The organism is Agilicoccus flavus (genome assembly GCF_014857905.1).
GTDB lineage: Bacteria > Actinomycetota > Actinomycetes > Actinomycetales > Dermatophilaceae > Agilicoccus > Agilicoccus flavus.
The window spans coordinates 145,514-161,378 of record NZ_JACYXE010000007.1 but is presented as its reverse complement, the minus strand read 5'-3'; the positions used below and the strand labels follow the sequence as shown (position 1 = coordinate 161,378).

15 protein-coding genes are annotated in these 15,865 nt (G+C 73.0%); 5 read left to right on the top strand and 10 right to left on the bottom strand.

What is annotated here, in order from left to right:
• Positions 1-50: 50 nt before the first annotated feature.
• The 3 genes from ICW24_RS11920 to pdhA are packed head-to-tail and all read right to left on the bottom strand — an operon-like array spanning position 51 to position 4,138.
• Complete coding sequence (locus ICW24_RS11920; RefSeq protein WP_226345942.1) at positions 51-1,913, bottom strand: dihydrolipoyl dehydrogenase family protein; 1,863 nt, start codon at positions 1,911-1,913, stop codon at positions 51-53.
• 9 nt (positions 1,914-1,922) lie between these two features.
• Positions 1,923-2,927: an alpha-ketoacid dehydrogenase subunit beta gene (locus tag ICW24_RS11915; protein WP_226345941.1), complete on the bottom strand. Its 1,005-nt coding sequence runs from the start codon at positions 2,925-2,927 to the stop codon at positions 1,923-1,925.
• Positions 2,928-2,929: 2 nt separating this feature from the next.
• Positions 2,930-4,138: a pyruvate dehydrogenase (acetyl-transferring) E1 component subunit alpha gene (gene pdhA, locus ICW24_RS11910; protein WP_226345940.1), complete on the bottom strand. Its 1,209-nt coding sequence runs from the start codon at positions 4,136-4,138 to the stop codon at positions 2,930-2,932.
• A 324-nt stretch (positions 4,139-4,462) separates the two neighbouring features.
• Between pdhA and ICW24_RS11905 the strand changes: the two genes are divergently transcribed.
• Positions 4,463-4,975 carry a hypothetical protein gene (locus ICW24_RS11905; protein ID WP_226345939.1) on the top strand — a complete coding sequence of 171 codons (513 nt, stop codon included), beginning with the start codon at positions 4,463-4,465 and terminating at the stop codon, positions 4,973-4,975.
• A 75-nt stretch (positions 4,976-5,050) separates the two neighbouring features.
• On the opposite strand, the gene hisC is transcribed toward ICW24_RS11905, so the two are convergent.
• From hisC to ICW24_RS11870, 7 genes are all read right to left on the bottom strand, one after another.
• Positions 5,051-6,166, bottom strand: a complete 1,116-nt coding sequence (hisC, locus tag ICW24_RS11900) for a histidinol-phosphate transaminase (RefSeq protein ID WP_226345938.1) — start codon at positions 6,164-6,166, stop codon at positions 5,051-5,053.
• A 78-nt stretch (positions 6,167-6,244) separates the two neighbouring features.
• Positions 6,245-7,750, bottom strand: coding sequence for a lytic murein transglycosylase (locus ICW24_RS11895; protein ID WP_226345937.1), 1,506 nt, complete (start codon positions 7,748-7,750; stop codon positions 6,245-6,247).
• Positions 7,751-8,185: 435 nt separating this feature from the next.
• Entirely contained in the window at positions 8,186-9,385 is a 1,200-nt protein-coding gene (locus tag ICW24_RS11890) for an alpha/beta fold hydrolase (RefSeq protein ID WP_226345936.1), read from the bottom strand.
• Between the two features lie 274 nt (positions 9,386-9,659).
• Entirely contained in the window at positions 9,660-9,968 is a 309-nt protein-coding gene (locus ICW24_RS11885) for a hypothetical protein (protein WP_226345935.1), read from the bottom strand.
• A gap of 58 nt (positions 9,969-10,026) precedes the next feature.
• Positions 10,027-10,869 carry a beta-ketoacyl-ACP reductase gene (locus ICW24_RS11880; RefSeq protein ID WP_226345934.1) on the bottom strand — a complete coding sequence of 281 codons (843 nt, stop codon included), beginning with the start codon at positions 10,867-10,869 and terminating at the stop codon, positions 10,027-10,029.
• Positions 10,870-10,919: 50 nt separating this feature from the next.
• On the bottom strand, positions 10,920-12,029 hold the full coding sequence (locus ICW24_RS11875; RefSeq protein ID WP_226345933.1) for an alpha/beta fold hydrolase: 1,110 nt from the start codon (positions 12,027-12,029) through the stop codon (positions 10,920-10,922).
• A complete protein-coding gene (locus ICW24_RS11870; RefSeq protein ID WP_226345932.1) occupies positions 12,026-12,511 on the bottom strand; it encodes a hypothetical protein in 486 nt (161 codons plus the stop codon). The genes ICW24_RS11875 and ICW24_RS11870 overlap by 4 nt, the downstream gene beginning before the upstream one ends.
• A gap of 198 nt (positions 12,512-12,709) precedes the next feature.
• Between ICW24_RS11870 and ICW24_RS11865 the strand changes: the two genes are divergently transcribed.
• The 4 genes from ICW24_RS11865 to ICW24_RS11850 all read left to right on the top strand — a co-directional run bounded on the left by ICW24_RS11865 (position 12,710) and on the right by ICW24_RS11850 (position 15,831).
• Positions 12,710-13,141, top strand: coding sequence for a helix-turn-helix domain-containing protein (locus ICW24_RS11865; protein ID WP_226345931.1), 432 nt, complete (start codon positions 12,710-12,712; stop codon positions 13,139-13,141).
• 247 nt (positions 13,142-13,388) lie between these two features.
• Positions 13,389-14,123 (top strand): SAP domain-containing protein, encoded by a 735-nt coding sequence (locus tag ICW24_RS11860; protein ID WP_226345930.1) that lies wholly within the window; start codon positions 13,389-13,391, stop codon positions 14,121-14,123.
• A 267-nt stretch (positions 14,124-14,390) separates the two neighbouring features.
• Positions 14,391-15,197, top strand: coding sequence for a 3-hydroxybutyrate dehydrogenase (locus ICW24_RS11855; protein WP_226345929.1), 807 nt, complete (start codon positions 14,391-14,393; stop codon positions 15,195-15,197).
• Positions 15,198-15,411: 214 nt separating this feature from the next.
• On the top strand, positions 15,412-15,831 hold the full coding sequence (locus ICW24_RS11850; protein WP_226345928.1) for an adenosine deaminase: 420 nt from the start codon (positions 15,412-15,414) through the stop codon (positions 15,829-15,831).
• Positions 15,832-15,865 lie beyond the last annotated feature (34 nt).

Genomic DNA, 15,865 nt, shown 5'->3' with positions numbered 1-15,865 from the left:
CGGGGCCGCTACGTCGGTGGCGGCCCCGGCCGCGGGCGAGGAGGCCTCGCTCAGCCCCAGACGAGTCCCTTGGCCGGGTCGTGCAGGATCGCGGCGATGTCGGCGAGGAACCGCGAGCCGAGGTCGCCGTCGATGAGGCGGTGGTCGAAGCTCAGCCCGAGCTGGGTGACCCAGCGCGGCTCGATCCGCTCGTCGGCCCCGGCGCCGACGACCCAGGGCATCCGGCGCACCGCACCGAAGCAGAGGATCGCGGCCTCCCCCGGGTTGATGATCGGGGTGCCCGTGTCCACGCCGAAGACGCCGACGTTCGTGATGGTGATCGACCCGCCCGACATGTCGGCCGGCTGGGTCCGCCCGGAGCGGGCGGTGTCGACGAGGGCGGCCATCGCGTCGGCCAGCTCACGCAGGGTCATCCGGTCGGCGTCCTTGATGTTCGGGACGATGAGGCCCCGCGGGGTCGCGGCCGCGATGCCGAGGCTGACGTAGTTCTTCTGGACGACGGTCGCCGATCCGTCGGCCTCGTCGATCCACGTGGCGTTGACGCCGGGATTGCGCCGGCACGCGAGGAGCAGCGCCTTCGCGACGAGCAACAGCGGGCTCACCTTGACGTCGCGGAACTCCCGGTCGGCCTTCAGCCGCTCGACGAGCTCCATCGACGCGGTCATGTCGATCGTCACGAACTCCGTCACGTGCGGCGCGGTGAACGCCGACCCGCTCATCGCCTGCGCCGTCATCTTCCGCACCCCCTTGACCGGGATGCGGGTCTCGCGCTCGGCGGTCGGTGGGGATGCACTCGTGGGCACGGCCGCGGGGGCGTCGGTCGAGGGGGTCGGGGCGCCGCCGGCGAGGAACGCGTCGACGTCCTCGCGCGACACGATCCCGTCGGGCCCCGATCCGGGCACGGCCGCGAGGTCGACCCCGCGATCCTTCGCGTACTTGCGCACCGGGGGCTTGGCCAGCGGCCGGCCCGAGCCCGTCCGCGGGACGCCACCCGAGGCCGAGGGGTCCACCCCGGCGACCGGCACCGGGGCCGGCGCGGCCGCGGCCACCGACTCGACGGGCGCCGGCGCCGGCGAGTGCCCCGACGCGGCGGGGTGCGGCGGCGGGGCGTCGGGAGCGGGCGGCGGCACGTCGGAGACCGGTGCGGCCGGCGTCGCGGCGGGCGCGGCCGAGGCGGCGGGCGCTCCCGGAGCTCCGCGTCCCTTCCGGGCCCGGCGGGTCGTCGACCCGGCGATCGCGCCGTAGCCCACGAGGTTCGGCTCCCGCTTCGCCTCGTCGCTCGGGCTCGTGGCGATCGGCCCGGCGGACGCGGCCGCGGGATCGGCCCCGGCGACGACGACGGTGACGATGGGGGCGCCGACCTCGACGGTGTCGCCCTCGGCGACGAGCAGCTCGCCGATCGTGCCCTCCCACGGGATGGGCAGCTCCACGAGCGACTTGCTCGTCTCGATCTCGACGACGACGTCGTTGACCTGCACCGCGTCACCGGCGGCGACCTTCCACGACACGATCTCGGCCTCGGTCAGGCCCTCACCCGGATCCGGCAGGGCGAACGTGCGCGTCGCACCGCCGGCCGGGCCGCTCGACGGCGCCCCGCCGGTGCTGGGTCCGGAGGGGGCGGGCACCGGCGGCGGAGGGCTGTCGCTGCGCGGAGGAGCAGGGGCGTCGGCGCCGGCGACCTCCACACGGATGATCGGCGCCCCGACCTCCACCTCGGTGCCCTCGGCGACGAGCAGCTCGGTGATCGTGCCCTCCCACGGGATGGGCAGCTCGACGAGCGACTTGCTCGTCTCGATCTCGACGACGACGTCGTTGACCCTCACCGTGTCGCCGACGGCGACCTTCCACGACACGATCTCGGCCTCGGTCAGGCCCTCGCCCGGATCCGGCAGGTTGAACGTCTTGACGGCCATGCCGACTCCTCAGTACGCGAGCGCGCGGTCGACACCGTCGAGCACGCGGTCGAGATCGGGCAGGAACAGCTCCTCGAGCTTGCTGGCCGGGTACGGCGTCGAGTAGCCCGTCACCCGCAGCACCGGCGCCTCGAGGTGGTAGAAGCACTCCTGCGTGACCTGGGCGGAGATCTCGGCGCCGAAGCCGAGGAACTGCGACGCCTCGTGGACGACGACGAGCCGGCCCGTCTTGCGCACCGACGCGAACAGCGTCTCCGTGTCGAGCGGGTTGAGCCCCCGCAGGTCGACGACCTCGATCGACGTGCCCTCCTGGCCGGCCGCCTCCGCGGCCTGCAGGCACGTCTTGACCATCGGGCCGTAGCAGGCGACGGTCACGTGCTCGCCGGGTCGCGCGACGACGGCCTCGTACAGGCCGCGGGGAGCGGCCGACGCGCTCGTGTCGACGACCATCTTGTCGTGGTAGCGGCGCTTGGGCTCGAAGAAGATGACCGGGTCGTCGGTGGCGACGGCCTGCTGGATCATCCAGTACGAGTCCTCGGCGTTGCTGCAGGCGACGACCCGCAGGCCGGCGCTGTGCAGGAAGTAGCTCTCGTTGCTCTCGGAGTGGTGCTCGACCGCGCCGATGCCGCCGCCGCACGGGATGCGGATGACCATGGGCAGCGTCACGTGGCCGAGGGAGCGGGCGTACATCTTCGCGACCTGGCTCGTGATGTGGTCGAACGCCGGGTAGACGAACCCGTCGAACTGGATCTCGACGACGGGCCGGTAGCCCCGCAGCGCGAGACCGATGGCGGTCCCGACGATGCCCGACTCCGCGAGCGGGGTGTCGATGACGCGGTCCTCGCCGAAGTCCTTCTGCAGTCCCTCGGTGACGCGGAAGACGCCGCCGAGGCGGCCGACGTCCTCACCCATGACGAGGACCTTGGGGTCGTTCTCCATCGCGCGGCGCAGGCCGGCGGTGATGCCCTTCGCGAGCGTGAGCCTGGTGCCCGTGGACGAAGCGGTGGTCGTCATCGTCAGTTCCCCTCACCCTCGAAACCGGCCTGGTAGGCGACGAACTCGTCGCGCTCCTTCTCGAGGCCCGCGTGCGGCTCGACGTAGACCCGGTCGAACATCTGGGAGTGGGGCGGGTCCGGCATCTCCTGGCAGGCCGTGCGGATGCGCGCCGCGAGCTCGTCGGCCTCGCGGTCGACCTCGTCGAAGAACGCCTGCTCGGTCTCGTGCAGGGAGAGGAGGAACGACTTGAGCCGCAGGAGGGGGTCGCGCTCGCGCCAGATGTCGAGCTCGGCCGAGTCGCGGTACTTCGTCGGGTCGTCGGAGGTCGTGTGCGCGCCCATCCGGTACGTGTACGCCTCGATGAGGAACGGGCCCTGGCCGCTCCGGGCCTCGTCGAGCGCGTGCATCGAGACGGCGTACGTCGCGAGGACGTCGTTGCCGTCGACGCGGACGCCGGGGAACCCGAAGCCGCGGGCCCGCTGGTAGAGCGGGATCCGCGTCTGCCGCTCGTTCGGCTCGGAGATCGCCCACTGGTTGTTCTGGCAGAAGAAGACGATGGGGCTCTGGTTGACGGCGGCGAAGACGAACGACTCGTTGATGTCGCCCTGGCTCGTCGCGCCGTCACCGAAGAACGTGACGACCGCGGTGTCGCGGTCGGGGTCGCCGGTGCCGACGGCCCCGTCGCGCTGCACGCCCATCGCGTACCCGACGGCGTGGAGGGCCTGGTTGCCGATGACGATCGTGTAGAGGTGGAAGTTCTTCTCGTTCGGGTCCCAGCCGCCGTTGTTGACGCCCCGGAACATGCCGAGCAGGTTGACCGGGTCGACGTCCCGGCACCACGCGACACCGTGCTCGCGATAGCTGGGGAACGCGTAGTCCTGGGGGCGCATGGCGCGGCCGATGCCGACCTGGGCCGCCTCCTGGCCGAGCAGCCCCGGCCACAGGCCGAGCTCGCCCTGCCGCTGCAGCGCCGTGCCCTCGGCGTCGAACCGACGGATGAGCGCCATGTCGCGGTAGAGGCGGCGGCCGTCCTCCTCGGTGAGCGCGTCGACGTACTTGTCGTACGGCAGGTTCACCTCGTTGCGGATCCGGTGGCCGTCCTGATCGATGAACCGGATGGTCTCGGGGCCACCGTCGGAGAGGATCTTCGGGGTGCCGATGACGTTCTCGTGGTGGGTCACCCCGAACGCGGCCGCAGCCTGCTCGGGGACGACGTCGCTGTCGGTCACACGTACTCCTTCGTCGTGGTCGACCGGCGCGGGCAGGGTCGCCGCCGCGGGCCGGAACTGCACTACGCCACCGCGCCGGCGCGCCGACGGGGACGGAAGGGCGCGTCACCGGTCGGACGACGCTGCCCTGTGCGTCACGGTACCCGCCGCGGCCGGGCGCCGGGGTCGACATGGGCGGCCCGACGCTCCGGGCGCCCACCTGCGGGAGATCCCGCCGGGTGGTCGAAGCGCCCCGGCGGCATCGGTGGCGGCGGGTCGCACCCGTGTCTCCACCGTCACATCGGAGCAGGTCAGGTCGGCCGCGCCGCGGTCGATAGGCCGAGCATGAGCCCTGGTCCGTCACGCCTGTCGGCGGCGGACCGTTCCCGGGGACAGGGGTCGCTCGCCGTCAAGACGGTGACCCTCATGGTCGTCGCCGGATGCGCGATCCTCCTGTGGCTCTTCGCCGTCCCCCGCGTCGGCGAGGCGCTGTACGCGCTCTCGCCGCCCCCGGAGGGGGTGCACGCCTCGCAGGGGGAGATCGTCTCGTGCCCCGGCGCCGACCTCGCCCGGCACTGCCGGGTCCGGTACGCGACCTCGGACGGCGTGCTGGCCGACGCCGACCTCGTCCGCAGCGGGCTCTTCGACGTCACGGTCGGTGAGCGCCTGCCCGTGCGCGTGCAGGACGGCCTCGCGGTCGTGAGCGGGTGGCGACCCGTGGTGGATGCGCTGCTGCTCATCGCTCTCGCGTGCGCCTTCACCGGGTACGCGGTCGGGCGCTGGAGGGTCGTCCTCGAGCACGGCGACGAGCCCTACACCCCGGGGCCCCGAGAACTCGACGACCTCGACCGGTTCTGAGGCGGCTCGGAACAGGCTCCCCGCGAGCTCTGAGGCGGCTCGGAGCTGATACCGAGGCAGCTTTCGACCCGCTCCTCAGCCGGCGGTCGGACCGTCGGCGCGCTCCGCGCGGAACGCGGCCGCCACCTGCAGGAGGCGCGAGTTCGCTTCCGGGACGTCGACCGAGACGCGCACGCCCTCGCGCGGGAAGCCGCGCACGGACAGGCCGGCCGCGTCGGCCGCCTCGACGAACGCGAGCGCGTCGGCGCCCAGGGGCACCCAGACGAAGTTCGCCTCGGTGTCGGGCACGTCCCAGCCCTGTTCACGCAGGCCGTCGACGAGCCGGCCGCGCTCGCCGACGATCTCCTTGACCCGGACGCCGAGCTCGTCGCGCGCGTCCAGGCTCGCCTTGGCGGCCTCCTGGCCGGCGGTGGTCACGGCGAACGGCAGCCCCGCCTTGCGCAGGGCGTCGGCGATGGCAGGCCGGGCGATCGCGTAACCGATCCGCAGCCCGGCCAGGCCGTACGCCTTGCTGAACGTGCGCAGCACGACGAGGTTCTTGTGGCTGCGGTACAGGGCCATCGCGTCGGGGGCGTCGTCGGCGACGACGAACTCGAGGTAGGCCTCGTCGAGGACGACCATGACGTCGCGCGGCACCCGCGCGAGGAACTCCTCCAGCTCGGCCGCCCGGACCGCCGGGCCGGTCGGGTTGTTCGGGCTGCAGACGATGACGAGGCTCGTCGACGCCGTGACGGCGCCGGCCATGCGGGACAGGTCGTGCCGCGCGTCGGCGGTGAGCGGCACTTGGACCGAACGGGCGCCCGCGAGCGAGACGAGGATCGGGTACAGCTCGAAGGACCGCCACGCGTAGACGACCTCGTCACCCTCCTCGACGACGGCGCCCATGATCTGGCCGAGCACGCCCGAGCTGCCGGCCCCGGTGACGACCTCGTCGGCCGTGACGCCGCACGCGTCGGCGATGCGCTCGCGGAGCGGGACCATCCTGGCGTCGGGGTAGCGGTTCATGCCCGTGACGGCGTCACGGACGACGTCGATCACGGACGGCAGCGGCGGGTAGGGGTTCTCGTTGCTGCTCATCTTGTAGGCGTCGACGCCCTCGAGCACCGTCGGCGCCTTCCCCGGCCGGTACGCCGGCACCGCGTCGAGGGCGCGGCGGAGACGGACGGGTGAGAGGGCGTCGCTGCTCGTCATGGCCACGACTCTAACGGCGCGCGACGACGCCGGTGGGTGGGCCCGGAGGACCGGCCACCGGCGGTCCGGTGAGGCCCGTCAGGCGCGGTCGGGGGCCGTCGCGGTCGTCGTGGCCGTGGTCACGGACCCGGACGGCGTCGTCTCGTCGGGCAGCGCCGGCAGGTCGGAACCCGTCGGCGCGGGGACGTCGTCGCCGGTCGTCGGCTCAAGGCTGCGCGACCGGGTGGCGGTGGGGGTGTCCGCGGGCGACGGGACGGGCACCTCCGGGCTCGTGTCGGGGCGCGAGGGCGGGTCCGACGGCGTACTGGGGCGCGAGGTGGGCGTGTCGTCCCGCGTGGGGGTGTTCTCCGTCGGCCTCGTGGGCGTCGGGGTCTCCCGCGTCGGCTCGGGATCGGGGTCGCGGGTCGGCGTCGGGTCGCGGGTCGGGTCGGGATCGCGGGTGGGGGCCGGGTCGGGCGCCGCGGTCCGGGTCGGCGTCGAGGTCGGCGCCGGTGTCGGTGACCCCGGGGCCGTCGGCGTCACCGGCGGGACCGTGCGCGTCGGCACCGGCGTCGACGGCGGCCGGGTGGGCACGGGCGGCACCGTGCGGCCCGGCGTCGTGGGGGCGTTCGTGGCCGTGCCGGGCGCGGTGGTCGGGGGCGTCGGACCCGTCGACCGGACCGTCGGCACCGGGGACACCGACGGGGGCGTCACCGGCACGCCGGGGCCGGGCACGGCGGGGACGGTGGCCGTCGAGGGGGGCGCCGGGGCCTGCGGGGCGGGCGTCAGCGTGGAGCGGTAGTACGTGCCCCAGGCGAGCACGTCCGAGAGGTAGGCGGGCCGGTTGTTGTAGCGCAGCACGGTCGCCGCCAAGCCCTTGCCGGTCGCAAGGTCCGCACCCTCCGAGCACAGGTAGCCGGCGGCCGACAGCGCGGCGTCGTAGACGTTGTCCTGCGAGACGGTGCCGTCGCCGTTGCCGTCTCGACCCGCGAGGCGCCATGTGCCGGGCACGAACTGCATCGTGCCCATGGCCCGGTCGTACTGCTGGTCCTGGTCGAACATGCCCTGGTCGGTGTCGAGCACCATCCGGGTGTCGAGGACGGAGCCGTCGAGGCGCGGGCCGCGGATGACGGGGGTCACGTTGCCGTTGGGGTCGACGTTGCGGCCGTCGGCGTGGTCGGACTCGACGCGGGCGATACCGGCGAGGAGCCACCACGGGAGGTGGCAGGAGGGCTTCTCGACGGCGAGGGAGGCCTCGGCCCGGCGGTACGCGACGAGCGCGGTGAGCGGGACCTGCCGGTCGGCCCCGGCCGGCGCGGCGAGCTGCCCGCCGAGCGCCCCGGCCGCGACGCTCTCCCCCGCGGCCACCTCGGCGTCGGTCACGTTGGTCGACAGGCCGTCGGGCGACAGCGCGACGGGTGCGAGCGAGGCTTCGTCCGAGCGCGGGTCGCGGTTCTGCAGCGTGACGACCCCGCCCACGAGGGCCAGGGCCAGGCCGATGCCGCCGGCGGTGATGAGGAGCCCGCGCCGCCGCGATCGGGGGGCGCCGGACGGGTCCTCGGGCTCCCAGGCGGCGCTGTCGCGCCCCTCGTCGATCCGTGACATTCGCCGACCTCCCCTTGACGTCCTCGAGCGTGTGGGGTCGTCGCGTCGCGGTGACGTCGCGGCCGTCGGGACGACCCGACGAGCCTTCCGACGGGCGTCGACGACCACGGACGGCGACGAGGACGGACGTTCGACCCACTGCCCCCGGCGCCAATGTAGTGCCCTGACCGTCGAATTCACAGTTCGCCCGGGCCCATCGTGACCCGTCCGAGACGTGGCGCGCCCCCGAGCGAGCGCCGCGGGCCGCTCGGGACGGCCCGGTTCCGGCCCGCCCGAACCCCGGTGGCCAGGGAGCGGGACGCTGCCCCGAGGGGCCTTCCACGCGACGCGGCCCGCACCCCGGCGAGGGGGGCGGGCCGCATCGGAGCCGGTCAGAGGCGCGGGAGGCCGGCGGACACCGGCCGGAGCGGGACGGCTCCCGCTCGGGGACGTCGCTCAGGCGGGGACCGGGGTGCGGTCGCCGGAGATCGTCGCCATCCGCTCGAACACGGGACGCCAGTGTTCGCGCAAGGACTCGGTGCCCATGAACAGGCCGAGGTGCCCGCCGGGGGCGAGGCGACGCATCACGTCGCCCTCCGGGGTGTTCGTGTGATCGGCGAGGGCCCACACCTGGGGCGCCGGCGTGATGTGGTCGGTCGAGCCGGCCAGGAGGAACAGGGGGCACGTGATGTCGCCGAGGTCGGCGTGACGCCCCTGGACCTGCAGCGTGCCGGCGATGAGCTCGTTGTGCATGAACAGGTGCTCGACGACCCACAGGTAGAAGTCACCGGGGAGCGCCTGGGTCCACTGGAACCACGTCTCGAACTGGCGATAACGCGCCACGTAGGCCTCGTCGCCGATGTTCGCGAGGAGCTGGAGCTGGCGGTCCACCTCGTTGTGCGGCTGCAGCGCCATGAACCCGCCGAGCAGGAAGTCGCCCGGCAGGAGACCGTCGTGCGTGGCGACGACGTTGCGGTAGAACGACATGTCGCCGTCGGGTGCGAGCAGGCGTACCCAGTCGTGCAGCAGCGGCTCGCCCGCGTGGTAGTCGATGGGGGCACCGGCGATCGTCAGGCTGTTGACGGTGTCGGGGTACATCGCGGCGTAGATCGTCGCGAGCCACCCGCCCTGGCAGTCGCCGACGAGGTTCACGCGCCCGCCGAGCATGGCGGCGGTGTCGGCGAGGATGTCCATGTAGTCGTCGATCGTCGTGTGCTTCGTCGCCTGCGTCGCGCCCTTCCAGTCGAGGGAGAAGACGCGGTCGAGCCCGGCGGCGCGGGCCGTCATGACCTGGCTCTGCTTGGCCGAGTAGTCGACGATCGAGGAGTCGTGCCCGGCCTGGGGCGGGAGGAACACCGTCGCGACCTGGTTCGGGTCCGCGTCCGCGGCCGAGAAGTCCCGCAGCCGGGCCGCCGGCCACTCCCGGACGATGTCGTGTGCGTGCGCCCACTGGGGGCGCTCCCGGCGCAGGGCGGTCCCGGCCCACGTGACCACGTCGGTCATGACGTCCAGCGGGGTGTCACCCCGGCTCCACACACCGGTCCAGAAATCCACGGACCCTCGCATGATCGCCGAGTAGGTGCCGAGGACGGCATCGGCGTTGGCCGCCATGATCCCGCGCGGGAACGACTGACAACTCTTCGGGTAGGTGCGCACGGCTCCTCCACTTCCTTCCGGTCCGCCGGGCGCCATGCCCGGCGGGCACCGGGCGGTCGCCCCCCGAGAGGGTGGCGAACGCTCGGCAGACACATCGGCACGCGACCGACTCATCCGAGCGCAGCGCCGATGCAACGTACAGGCCCACGATCCTAGGCGCCCCACGTCAGCGACCTCGACGAAGGCCCCCTGGTCCGCGCGGCGGCACGCACGGGAGCGCCCCCGGACTCGACGTCCGGGGGCGCTCCGTTGCACTGTGCGAGCAGGGTGTCCGTCAGGTGAGCATCGTGCGCGCGGCGTCGGTGTACGCCTTGCTGACGTCCTGGACCCAGCGGGCGTGCGCCGTCGCGAGCGCGTCCACCCATTCGAGGCCCGTCGCGCCTGCGGTCCGCTCGCTCATCTCGAGCATGCTCGCGAGCGACTTCTCGTAGGCGTCGAGGTTGGCGATGCCGGCCTGCTTGGAGTTGGCGATGAGCTGTTCGGTCATCTGCCGGATCCGCTGGGCCGTCTCCTCCGTCGCGCGGGCGGCGTCGGGAGAGGCGGCTCCGGGGGTGCCGTCGGTGCCGTCAGAGGGAGTCGTCATATCGGTCTCCTGTCGGGTCGGGGCGCGGGTGCGGAGCGCCCGGTGGGTGGTCCGGACCTCACATGTCCTGTCCGCCGTTGACGCCCCACACCTGTCCGGTGATGTAGGACGACTCGTCGGCGGCGAGGAAGTGCACGACGCGGGCGATCTCCTCGGGGCGCGCGAGGCGGCCGAGCGGGATCTGCGCCTTGATCTTGTCGAGGACCTTCTCGGGCACGGCCTCGACCATCTCGGTGAGGACGTACCCCGGGGTGACCGTGTTGACGGTGACGCCGATGCTGTCCTCGGTGAGCTTGCCGGAGCGCGCGAGCTGGAACGCGGCCTCGCGGGCCAGCGTCTTCGTCAGGCCGAAGAGGCCCGACTTGCTCGCCGCGTAGTTCGCCTGCCCGATGTTGCCCATCTCGCCGATGATCGAGCTGACGTTGACGATGCGGCCCGTCCCGCGCTCGAGCATGTGGTTAAGCGCCGCCTGGGCCAGGTAGAACGCGCCCGACAGGTTGACGTTGATGACGGCCTGCCAGTCCTCGTCCGTCATCTTCGCGACCGTGCGGTCGCGGGTGATGCCGGCGTTGTTGACGAGGATGTCGATGCGGCCGTGCTTCTCGATGACCTCGGCGATGCTGCTGCGGCAGTCCTCCGGGTTGGCGACGTTGCCCTGGTGGATCGAGAACTCGCGGCCGTCGCCGCCCCAGGTGTCGGTCAGCTCGGCGAGGAACTGCTCGGCGCGCTCGGTGTTGCCGGCGTACCCGGCGGCGACCGTGGCGCCCTGGCGGGCGAGGCTGCTGCTGATCGCCGCGCCGATGCCGCGCGTGCCTCCCGTGACGAAGGCGACGCGGCCCTGGAGCTTGCCTCCCCGTCCGGGGACGTCGAGGCCGGGCTTGGTCTGGGCGGTATCGGTCATGTCTGCTCCTTCGCAGTCGGCGGCCCCGCGGTCGCGGGACCGAGGGACGTTCAGTGGCCGGAGGCCGGGGCGGCGTCGGACGCCGCGCCCGCCTCGGACTCCTCGAGGGGGACCGGCCCGGAGCGCGGCGCGAGCCAGGCCACGATGTCGGGCCAGATCTCGCGCTTGGCCTTCGAGCCGGCCATGAGGCCGATGTGGCCGCCGGGGCGATCGATGTGCTCGATGTCGTCGCTGCTCACGAGGTCGAAGAACGGCATCGTCGTGTGCCGGGGCGCGATGTGGTCGGCGCCCGCGGTGACGACGAGGACGCTGTGGTCGATGTTGCCGAGGTCGACCCGGTGCCCGCGCAGCTCCATCCGGCCGCGGACGAGGCGGTTCTCCTTGTACATCCACGTGAGCCACTCACGGAAGGCCTTCGAGGGGAACGGCGGGTTGTCCGAGACCCAGCGGTTCATGGCCTGGAAGGCCACCCGGTCGGCGGTGCCCGCCTCCACCTGCTGGAAGAGGCGGCGCTTGGTCGTCACGTAGTTGGTGACGGGCTTCATCAGCTTGTTGGCCCAGTCGACGACGGGCCCGGGCACGACGGCCGCCTCGTCGGCGATCTCGTCGACGTCGAAGGTCTCGCGGCCGATCCACGTCGTGTAGAGCGAGTCGCGGATGTCGACGGGCATCGTCAGCAGGACGAGGTTGCGGATGGGGGCGCTGGGGTGCAGCGCCGCGTACATCGCCGACAGGGCCGCACCGATGCACCACCCGATGACCGAGATCTCGCTCGCGCCGCTGGCGCGGATCGTCTCGCGCACCGCACCGTCGACCTCGTCGCACACGAACTCGGCGAGCCCCATGTCGGCGTCGGAGTCGTCGAGCTCGCCCCAGTCGAGGAGGAAGACGTCGAAGCCCTGGTCGAGGAGGAACTCGACGAAGCTGTTGCCGGGCCGGAGGTCGTAGATCATCGGCCGGTTGATGAGGGCGAAGACGAGCAGGATCGGCACGTCGTGGGTCCGCTTGCTGCTGCGGTAGCGGTAGAGCGTCGTCTTCCGGTGCGTCCACACGATGTCGCGCGGAGTCACGCCGATGGGCGCGTCCTCGGCGGTGAGCAGGATGTTCGTCGTCTCGAGGACGGTGCGCGGCAGCAGCGCGAGGCGCAGGAGCGGGTTCATCGGCCCGACTCGTCGCTTCCCCCGCGGGTGAGGACGTCGGAGCTGGCGGCGCGGGTCGTGCGGGCGGCCCGGGCGCGGCGCGGGGCGCCCGTCGAGGTGCCGCCCGAATCGCGCTGCGACTCACCCTGCGACTCGCCGCCCTCGAGCCGGCCGCGCGCCTCGTCCCGCTCGCGGCGGGCGAGCGCCAACTCGGCCTCGAGCCCCTCGACGACGACCAGCACGTTCTCGAGCTTGTCCTCGGTGCGCGCGATCTGGCGGCCCAGCCGGGCGATGTCGCGGCGGCCCGCGAGACGCGTGGCCCGGACGACCTGGTCGAGCCCGAGGTCGGCCACGCGCACGAGGGCGGTGACGTTGCCCACGAACATGGCGAGCGACTCGGCGAACGCCTCGGAACCCACCAGGCGTTCCATCGCGGCCGCCGTCTTCTTCTCGACGTCCTCGTACTGTTGGCGCGCCCGGTCCCCCGGCGTCGGCTGCGTCATCCCACTGCTCCTTCGTCGCGTCGGTGCGGCCGGGATGTGTGACCCCGACCACAGCCCCGACTCTAGAGAGGTCGACGCCGGCGTGGGGGGTCGCATCCCACCCTTCGGATCCTGCGTCCGACCGGCGGACGGTGTCACCGTCTACGCTCGAAGGTCCGACGAACCCCCCGACACGGGCCCAGAGGAAGGCAGACCGGCGTGAGCGAGGAGAAGAAGACACCGCCGCCGTCGGTGCTCGGGACCTACATCCGGGCCCAGCGGCAGCTGGCCGACCTGTCGCTGCGCCAACTCGCGACGATGAGCAACGTCTCGAACGCCTACCTGAGCCAGGTCGAGCGAGGCCTGCACCAGCCCTCGCTCAAGGTCATCCGCGCGATCGGTGAGGCCCTCGACATCTCCACCGAGCGGCTGCTCGCCCAGGCGGGCATGACGACCGCGGCGACGGCGGGCTCCGATCGCGCCGGCGCCTCCCGCGGCAGGGGCCTCGGCCCGGAGTCCGGGGCGGCGAACGCGGCGCTCGACGTCGTCGAGGCGATCCTCGCGGACGAGCTCCTCGTCGACGACGAGAAGCAGGCGCTCCTCACGCTCTACCGCACGTTCGTCGACCGGCACCGTCAGGGCGCGAGCTAGGCCCACGTCGCCCACATCGCCGCCGGTCACGGCCCCCGCGCGAGGGCCGCAGGCCGGAGTCCCGAGCGGGCTCCGGCCTCGCTCGCGTGGGGGCGCTGCGCGCTTCCGGGCCCGTCGCGCTTGACATACCAACCACTTGTGCGTAGTTTATCAATCAAGCGGGAACGCACAGGGACGTGGCGATCGCCCGCAAGGACAGCGCGTCCGGTTCTCTCGGGCGCCCACCCCACGGAACCAGGAGAATCACATGAGCCTGACCACCCAGTACCTCGACGCCACCCGCAAGATCCAGGACAGCTGGTTCGCCGCGTTCGACGCCGCGACCACGCAGGCCACGCGTCACCTCGACCGCCCGACGGTCAAGCCGTTCGCCTCGGTCGACCCGCACAAGGCCGTCACCGACTACTTCGACGTCGCCGAGAAGGCCCTCCGCGTGCAGCGCGAGACGGCCCTCAAGGTCCTCGCCGCGAACCGCGAGGTCACCGGCCGCTGGAGCGACCAGGCCCAGCAGGTCCAGGACCTGTGGACCGCGCAGGCCAAGGCCACCGCGGACGTCGTCCGCGAGCAGTCCGAGACCTTCCTCGCGACGACCCGCCAGCACATGCAGCAGTACGGCGAGGCCGTCGAGTCGCAGGCCCGCGACTTCGCGAACACCGCGTCCGACCAGGCCCGCAAGGTCGCCGACACCGCCGCGCAGAACGTCCGCCAGAGCGCCGACGCCTCCGCCAAGGTCGCCGACACCGCCGCGCAGAACGCTCGCCAGAGCGCCGACGCCTCCGCCAAGGTCGCCGACACCGCCGCGAGCACCGCCGCGGACGCGACGACCACCACGGTCGACGCCGCCGCCGAGGCCACCAAGCGCAACTACAACCTCATGAACTCGGCGCAGCTGAAGTCCGAGCTCACGAGCCGTCAGCTCGCCGCGACGGGCACGCTCGACGAGATGCGTACCCGCCTGCGTGAGAACGACGACAAGGCCTGAGCCACACCGCGTCATCCCAAGGGCCGTCCCCGCACCGCGGGGGCGGCCCTTCGGCGTGTCCGGGGCGCCACGACGTGTCCGGCCCGCGTCCGGCCGTGATCCCACGGCGCGCCGGGCGCCGGGCGCGGGTGGGGCGGCGTCGGACCTGCCCGGCCACGCACGCGCCCCTCGATCGGGCGCGCGTGGGCCGGGCCCCGGCCGCGCCCTGGCTAGGGTGGGTCGCGATCCCGCGTGCTGCCGCGCCGCCCGCCGACGAAGGAGTCGTCCGTGTCCGAGAACCCCGTCCCGCCGCCGTCCGCGGCCACCGGTCGCGTCGTCGACGTCGACCTGTCCGGCAAGACCGCCCTCGTCACGGGCGGAGCCAGCGGCATCGGCCTCGCCTGCGCGCAGCGCCTCGCGGCCGCCGGCGCCTCGGTCGTCGTCGTCGACCTGCACGAGGAGACGGCCCGCGAGGTCGCCGCGGTGTTCGGCGGGACCGGCATCGGGGCGGACCTGTCGGACCCGGCCACGCTCGCCACGCTCGACGACGACCGGTTCCGCGCCGACATTCTCGTCAACAACGCCGGTTTCCAGCGGGTCTCGCCCGTCGAGGAGTTCGACCCCGACGTGTTCGTCGCCATCCAGCGCGTCATGGTGGAGGCGCCGTTCCGGCTCATCCGGGCGAGCCTGCCCCGCATGTACGCCGCCGGATGGGGCCGCGTCGTCAACATCAGCTCGGTGCACGGGCTCGTCGCGTCGCCGTTCAAGTCGGCGTACGTCACCGCCAAGCACGGCCTCGAGGGACTGAGCAAGGTCGTCGCGCTCGAGGGCGCCGCCAAGGGCGTGACGAGCAACTGCCTCAACCCGGCCTACGTGCGGACACCGCTCGTGGAGAAGCAGATCGCGGACCAGGCGAGGACGCACGGCATCGGCGAGGACGAGGTGATCGAGAAGATCATGCTCGTGCGTCCCGCGATCAAGCGCCTACTCGAGCCCGCCGAGGTCGCCGAGTACGCCGCCTTCCTGTGCACCGACGTCGCCGCGTCGATCACCGGGGTGTCCCACCCCATGGACGGGGGCTGGACCGCGAGCTGAGGTCCGTTCGTCCGGCGCCGGAGGAGAGATCTCACGACAACGACACTGCCTTTCGAGGCGGCTCGGACAACGGTGCCGGTCAGCGGGTCGCCCCTGCAGGCCGCGAGTCATCGGCAGTGCAGTTCGCGTGAAAACCCCGACCCCCCTGCGGTGCGGTCCCGCGCCCGAGGGGTCCGGTTTGCCTGCGCGGGTCCGCGGCGGGAGGCTGGAGGGCATGAGCGACGAGCCCACCACCGATCAGACCGAGCGCGAGATCCCCGGCCTCGACGAGTACCTCGACCCGGCCGACCAGGAGACGCGGATCAGCGGCGACGAGACCGACGACCTGCCGGTCACGCCGCCGGATTCTCAGCCCCGCGCGTCCGAGCGCGAGATGGCCGGCTGGCCGGAGGGCGAGGAGTCGATCGAGCAGCGCATCGCCCAGGAGGTGCCCGACCCCGACTCGGCCTACGGCGCCCCCGACAACGAGAGCGGCCTCGACGGGCCGGCGAACCTGGGCGGCGACGACCCCGACGCCATCCCGGCCGACCAGGACTTCCTCGGCGACAGCGACGACTCCGACCAGCAGTTCCGCGGGGTCGACGACCCCGCGGAGGAGGACGCGATCCACGTCGAGGGCGACGAACCGCTCTGACGGCGCTCCCCCGGACACCCCGCACCCACCCGGG